This is a genomic window from Pelomicrobium sp. (assembly GCF_036803785.1).
Taxonomy (GTDB): Bacteria; Pseudomonadota; Gammaproteobacteria; order Burkholderiales; family UBA6910; genus Pelomicrobium.
This window is the reverse complement of the sequence record NZ_DAIRTR010000158.1, coordinates 1-5921: the sequence shown is the minus strand read 5'-3', so window position 1 is coordinate 5921 and position 5921 is coordinate 1. Positions and strand designations below refer to the sequence as shown.

The following is a 5921-nucleotide window of genomic DNA, read 5'->3' as shown; positions in this document are numbered from 1 at the left end:
TTTCAACGCTTCGTAGACGACACGCTCGTGGGCGGCGTGCATATCCACCACCACCAGGCCGTGGGCGTTCTGAGCGAGGATGTACACGCCGCTCAACTGGGCTAGGGCGAAGCCCAGGGGCGGGAGTTCGGACACGGCCTCGGATGTCTGCGGCGCCTCGGCCAGGGCCTGGGCGAACGGGACCTGATAGGGGGCCGCGGGCTGGGCGGCCGACAGGGGGACCGCCAGCTGGCGATGCGCTGACGCAGGATCCGCCCTCGGCGCGGCCCAGGGCGTAGGCCCCGCCTGGTGGGAGCTTCCAGACGGCCGGGGAACCGAGGCGGCCGCCCCGGCCCGGGCGCCCGCCAGGGCTTTGTGCAGGGCGTGAAAGACGAACCGATGCACGGCGCCGGGCTCGCGAAAGCGCACCTCGCTCTTGGTGGGATGCACATTCACGTCCACCGCCTCGGGATCCAGCTCCAGGAACAGGACGTAAGCCGGATGCCGGTCGTGGTGCAACACGTCCCGGTAGGCTTCCCGCACCGCGTGGGCGAGGAGTTTGTCGCGCACAAAACGGCCGTTGACGAAAAGATACTGGACGTCGCGCTGGCCACGGGCCCAGGCCGGTTGGCTCGCGAGCCCGAAGAGCTTGAGCCCGGACGTGCCCTCGTCCACGGTGATTGGTGCGGTGGACAGCGCCTCCCCCAGCAGCTGCCCGATGCGCGTGGCCAGATCGGCGGGCGCGAGGGACCAGCGCGGCCGGCCGTTGTGTACGAGCGTCAAGCGCAGGTCCGGCCGGCAGAGGGCGATGCGCACGAAGATCTCCTCGCAATGGGCGTACTCGGTCGCCTCGCTCTTCAAGAATTTGCGCCGAGCCGGGGTGTTGAAATAAAGATCGCGCACTTCCACCCGGGTGCCTTGGGCCAGGGCCACGGGCTCCCGGGGGCCGATGCTGCCCCCATCGCAACGGAGGGCCCAGCCGTGGGGCTCCGAGGGGTAGCGGCTCGCGAGCCGCAGGCGTGCCACCGCACCGATCGCCGCCAACGCTTCGCCGCGGAAGCCCAGGCTGCTCACCCGGGCGAGGTCCTCCAGGGTGGCGATCTTGCTGGTGGCGTGGCGGGCGAGCGCCAGGGGCAGCTCTTTGCCCGGGATGCCGCAGCCATCGTCGGTCACGCCGATCAACTTCTGACCGCCTTGGACAAGCTCTACGCTCACTGCGCGGCAGCCCGCATCCAGGCTGTTTTCGAGGAGTTCCTTTAAGGCAGAGGCGGGCCGTTCCACCACCTCTCCTGCCGCGATCTGGCTCACCACCAGCTCAGGAAGGACCCGAATCGAAGGCATGGGAAAGTCGTCTCGGCAGCATGCGCCATTATAGCGGTTGCCCTTGATCGCCGTTATTGCGCCGTCCCGGCGAAGCGATTAGGATTGGGCCTCGCTCGACCGGAGAGGCGAGGCAACAGAAGAATCCGATGGCCGTGTGACGTTTCGCGGCCTCTGCCGCTCAGGGCCTCTCGGCGGGAAAAAAGGGGTGTTCCTGCGAATAAGAAGAGAGCGGCCGTGGCGAGGCCCGCCTCCGCGTGCCGGTCCCTCGTCCGAGAAAAAGGAGAACACACATGCAAATCGGAGTCCCTGCGGAAACGCGCGCGGGCGAGACCCGCGTGGCCGCTACTCCGGAGACGGTGAAAAAGCTCGTGGCCGGCGCACGCCACCGGGTGCTGGTACAGGCCTCGGCAGGCCTCAAGGCGAGCATTCCCGACGCGGAGTTCGAAGCGGCTGGGGCTACCGTGGTACCGAGCGCCGAGGAGCTCTATGCCAACGCTGACATCGTGCTCAAGGTGCGCGCCCCTTCGGCCGAAGAGTTGGCCCATTTGAAAAAAGGGGCGATCCTGATCGGCCTGCTCAACCCCTACGACGGCGCGACGATGGAAGCCTACGCTCGCCACGGTATCACGGCTTTCGCCATGGAATGGCTACCCCGCATCTCCCGGGCCCAGGCCATGGACGTGCTCTCTTCCCAGGCCAACATCGCCGGCTACAAGGCGGTGATCATCGCTGCCAACGAATACCAGCGTTTCATGCCCATGCTCATGACGGCCGCCGGCACGGTGAAGGCCGCGCGGGTGCTGGTGTTGGGAGCGGGTGTAGCGGGTCTGCAGGCGATCGCCACGGCAAAGCGCCTCGGGGCGGTGATCGAGGCCTCCGACGTGCGCCCCGCGGTGAAGGAACAGGTGGAATCGCTGGGAGCGAAGTTTCTCGAAGTCCCCTACCTCACCCAGGAAGAGCGGGAGATCGCTGAGGGCGTAGGGGGCTACGCCCGGCCCATGCCTCCCGACTGGATGCGCCGCCAGGCGGAACTGGTCCACGAACGGGCCAAGGCTGCCGACATCGTCATCACCACGGCCCTCATCCCGGGCCGTCCCGCGCCCAAACTAATCAAGGAAGAAACGGTAAAAGGCATGAAGCCGGGGTCCGTGATCGTGGACCTGGCGATCGAGCAAGGGGGCAATGTGGAGGGCTCCGAGCTCGACAAGATCGTGGTCAAGCACGGGGTGAAAATCGTCGGAATCGCCAACCTTCCAGCCCTGGTGGCCGCGGACGCGAGTGCCTTGTACGCCCGCAACCTTCTGAACTTCCTCAACCTGTTGCTCGACCCCAAGACCGGGGAGCCGAAGCTCGACCGGGAGGATGAAATCATCGCCGGCGCCTTGGTGTGCACTGGCGGAGAACTAGTGAAAAAGGGCTGAAGCGCAGCGCGCGTTTCCGTGCTCGATGCCCCAAGCATGATTGTCAAGGAGCGCCCATGACCGGAGCGATCGACCCCATTGTCGTCAACCTCACCATCTTCGTCCTAGCGGTCTTCGTCGGCTACCACGTCATTTGGAACGTGACGCCGGCGCTGCATACCCCCCTCCTGTCGGTGACCAACGCCATCTCTTCCATCATCATCGTCGGCGCGATTCTCGCGGCAGGGGTGGGAGGCGTAGGTTTCGAGAGCGTGGTCGGCTTCATCGCCGTATTGCTGGTGTCGATCAACGTCTTCGGCGGCTTCCTGGTCACTCAGCGCATGCTGGAGATGTTCAAGAAAAAACCCAAGGGCGGCAAAGGCAAGGAATGACGAAGAAGTGAGGAACACAATGCACTTTCCTATCGCAATCACGAGCGCCGGCGGCAAGGGATCTGGCGCTCCGAAGGAGAAAAAATGACCGCCAATCAAGTCGCCCTGGCTTACCTGGTCGCGTCGGTCCTATTCATCCTGGCCTTGAAAGGGCTTTCCTCGCCGGTCACGGCCCGGCGCGGCAACCTGTTTGGCATCATTGGTATGGCGATCGCCATCGCCACCACCTTCGCCATCACCCGCAACTGGGTCCTGATCATTCTCGCGATTGCCATCGGAGGAACGATCGGCGCCGTGATTGCCCGCCGGGTGCAAATGACCCAGATGCCGGAGCTGGTGGCTGCCATGCATTCCCTGGTGGGGATCGCGGCAGTGCTGATCGCGATCGCCGCGGTCAACAACCCGAGCGCCTTCGGGCTTCCCGATCCTTTGCCCAAGGGCAACAAGCTGGAACTGTTCATCGGCACCTTCGTTGGCGCCATCACCTTCTCCGGCTCGGTGATCGCCTTCGGCAAGCTGGCGGGCTTGGGCAGGCATTTCCGGCTCTTCTCCAGCGCTCCCGTGGTGTTCAAGGGCCAACACCTGCTGAATCTGGCACTGGCGATCGTCATGGTCGGCTTCGGCATCGCATTTTTCTTGGGCGGGAACGATACGCATTGGCTGCCGTTCATCGTCATGACCGCTATCGCCTTCGTATTGGGGGTGCTCATCATCATTCCCATCGGCGGAGCGGACATGCCGGTGGTGATCTCGATGCTGAACAGCTACTCGGGCTGGGCGGCGGCGGGTATCGGCTTTTCCCTGAACAACCCCATGCTGATCATCGCCGGCTCTCTGGTGGGTTCTTCGGGCGCGATTCTCTCTTACATCATGTGCAAGGCCATGAATCGCTCCTTCATCAGCGTGATCCTAGGAGGCTTCGGCGCGGCCGAGGGGGCCGCGGCGGAGGAAGCGGGGCAGAAGACGGTGCGCTCGGGCAGCGCTGAAGATGCCGCCTATCTGATCTCCAACGCCGAGAACGTGATCATCGTGCCGGGCTATGGTCTGGCGGTGGCGCGCGCCCAGCACGCGGTCAAGGAGCTAGTGGACAAGCTCCAGGGGAAGGGAGTGAACGTGCGCTTCGCCGTGCACCCCGTGGCGGGCCGCATGCCAGGCCACATGAACGTGTTGCTGGCGGAGGCCGAGATCCCCTACGACATCGTGTTCGAAATGGAGGACATCAACAGCGAGTTCATCAACACCGACGTGGTGTTGGTGCTGGGGGCGAACGACGTGGTGAATCCTGCCGCGCGCAAGCCGGGCAGCCCCATTTACGGCATGCCGATCCTGGAAGTAGACAAGGCGAGGACGGTGATTGTGGTCAAGCGTTCCATGGCGGCGGGCTATGCCGGGTTGGACAACGAGCTCTTCTACATGGACAAGACCATGATGGTCTTTGGCGACGCCAAGAAGGTCGTCGAGGACATGGTCAAGGCGATCGATTGAAGGGAGGAGGAGAACCTGCAAGGGCGCAGCCGCGAGGCTGCGCTTTTTTTTGGGTGAGGGGACCTTTGCGAGTTTGCCAGTATTCAGGCGATGTGCTAGAACTGCGCCCAGCCCGCCCCTTGCGCACAGGAACGACCGACCCAGCTTCCGCACCGGGAGATGCCACCATGCTGAACCTTCGCTCGAGCGACCCGGCTCCTTCGGTGATGGCGCCCCTTCCGGGCATCGCGGTGCGGGAAAATGCCATGGGGCGCAGCCTCTACAGCCGTACCGGTCATCCCGCCGGGGAAGTGCTGCTCGAGCACTATGGCAGGCGGGTGAGTTTCGCCGAAGGGCAGGGCGAAGAGCCCGACCACGTGATGGAGATCGGGGAGGACGAGGTCTTCCTCGCCTCGGGGGACTTGGACGACTACGTCAACCATAGCTGCGAGCCCAACTGCCGCCTTCGGTTCGAGCCCGATGGGCGGGTCTTTCTCGTGGCGATGCGGGACATCGCCCCTGGCGAGGACCTGAGCTTCGACTACGCCACCACCACCACCCGTGCGGGCATCGCCGCTTTTCCAGGCTGGCGTTTCCAGTGTCGCTGCGGCGCCCCGGGCTGCCGGGGTGAAGTGGGTTGCGCGGAAGATCTGCCCCTCGAGCGCCTGCGCGATTATGCCCGGCAGGGGGCTCTTGCTCCCCACGTGCTGCGCCGACTGGGTCCTCTGCTGACGGGCGGATGAGGGCTCCGGTGGGCAGCGCTGTCCCTGGCCCCACGGCAGCCGCATGAAACCCGTGCGCTTGGCGGCGCTGGGGGGATTCCTCCTGTGCCTGCTGGCCCAGGCCGCTTGGGGTGGAACACCCTCGGGTCCGGAGCTGACCCCACCGGCCATGGTGCTTCAGGTGGAAAACGACTGGCCTTTCGCCACCGACCGCCAGTATACGGGAGGCATCGAGCTCGCCTGGTTCTCCCGCGAGCAGCGACGTGGCAACGGCCCCTGGCCGGAATGGCTGCCGGGTTTTTCCTCTTTGCGTGGGGCCCAGGGCCGGCGCCGCGGAATTCTGGCCCTGGGCCAGCAGGCCTACACGCCGGATGACTTGAGCGCGACCGATCCGCCCCGCCGCGATCGCCCCTACGCCGGTTGGACTTATGTCCGCGTGGGCGTTACTGGTTGGGATGAGCGGCGGCTTGAGGCCTGGCGCCTCGCCCTCGGCGTGGTGGGACCTTCTTCCGGAGCGGAGGCGGTTCAAAGCGGGTTGCACGACCTGACGGGCAGCCAGAAAGGCCAGGGCTGGAATTTCCAATTGGGGGACGAGCCCGGCGTGGTCGTGCACTGGGAGCGTCGCTGGCGGGCCTGGGCTG

6 protein-coding genes are annotated in these 5921 nt (G+C 65.3%); 5 read left to right on the top strand and 1 reads right to left on the bottom strand.

From position 1 onward, the window contains the following. Positions 1 to 1320, bottom strand: a 1320-nt coding sequence (mutL, locus tag V7Q81_RS14015; RefSeq protein ID WP_333844455.1) for a DNA mismatch repair endonuclease MutL, incomplete at its 3' end; no start/stop codon positions are given. Between the two features lie 272 nt (positions 1321 to 1592). On the opposite strand from mutL, the gene V7Q81_RS14010 reads away from it, so the two are divergent. The 5 genes from V7Q81_RS14010 to V7Q81_RS13990 all read left to right on the top strand — a co-directional run. After that, positions 1593 to 2723, top strand: a complete 1131-nt coding sequence (locus tag V7Q81_RS14010) for a Re/Si-specific NAD(P)(+) transhydrogenase subunit alpha (RefSeq protein WP_333844453.1) — start codon at positions 1593 to 1595, stop codon at positions 2721 to 2723. Next, positions 2720 to 3094 carry a proton-translocating transhydrogenase family protein gene (locus V7Q81_RS14005; protein WP_442954845.1) on the top strand — a complete coding sequence of 125 codons (375 nt, stop codon included), beginning with the start codon at positions 2720 to 2722 and terminating at the stop codon, positions 3092 to 3094. Before V7Q81_RS14010 ends, V7Q81_RS14005 begins: the two co-directional genes overlap by 4 nt. An 84-nt stretch (positions 3095 to 3178) precedes the next feature. Further along, positions 3179 to 4579 carry an NAD(P)(+) transhydrogenase (Re/Si-specific) subunit beta gene (locus tag V7Q81_RS14000; RefSeq protein ID WP_333844448.1) on the top strand — a complete coding sequence of 467 codons (1401 nt, stop codon included), beginning with the start codon at positions 3179 to 3181 and terminating at the stop codon, positions 4577 to 4579. A gap of 167 nt (positions 4580 to 4746) precedes the next feature. After that, positions 4747 to 5301 (top strand): SET domain-containing protein, encoded by a 555-nt coding sequence (locus tag V7Q81_RS13995; protein WP_333844445.1) that lies wholly within the window; start codon positions 4747 to 4749, stop codon positions 5299 to 5301. A gap of 43 nt (positions 5302 to 5344) precedes the next feature. Continuing rightward, positions 5345 to 5921, top strand: a 577-nt coding sequence (locus V7Q81_RS13990) for a lipid A deacylase LpxR family protein (protein ID WP_333844442.1), incomplete at its 3' end; no start/stop codon positions are given.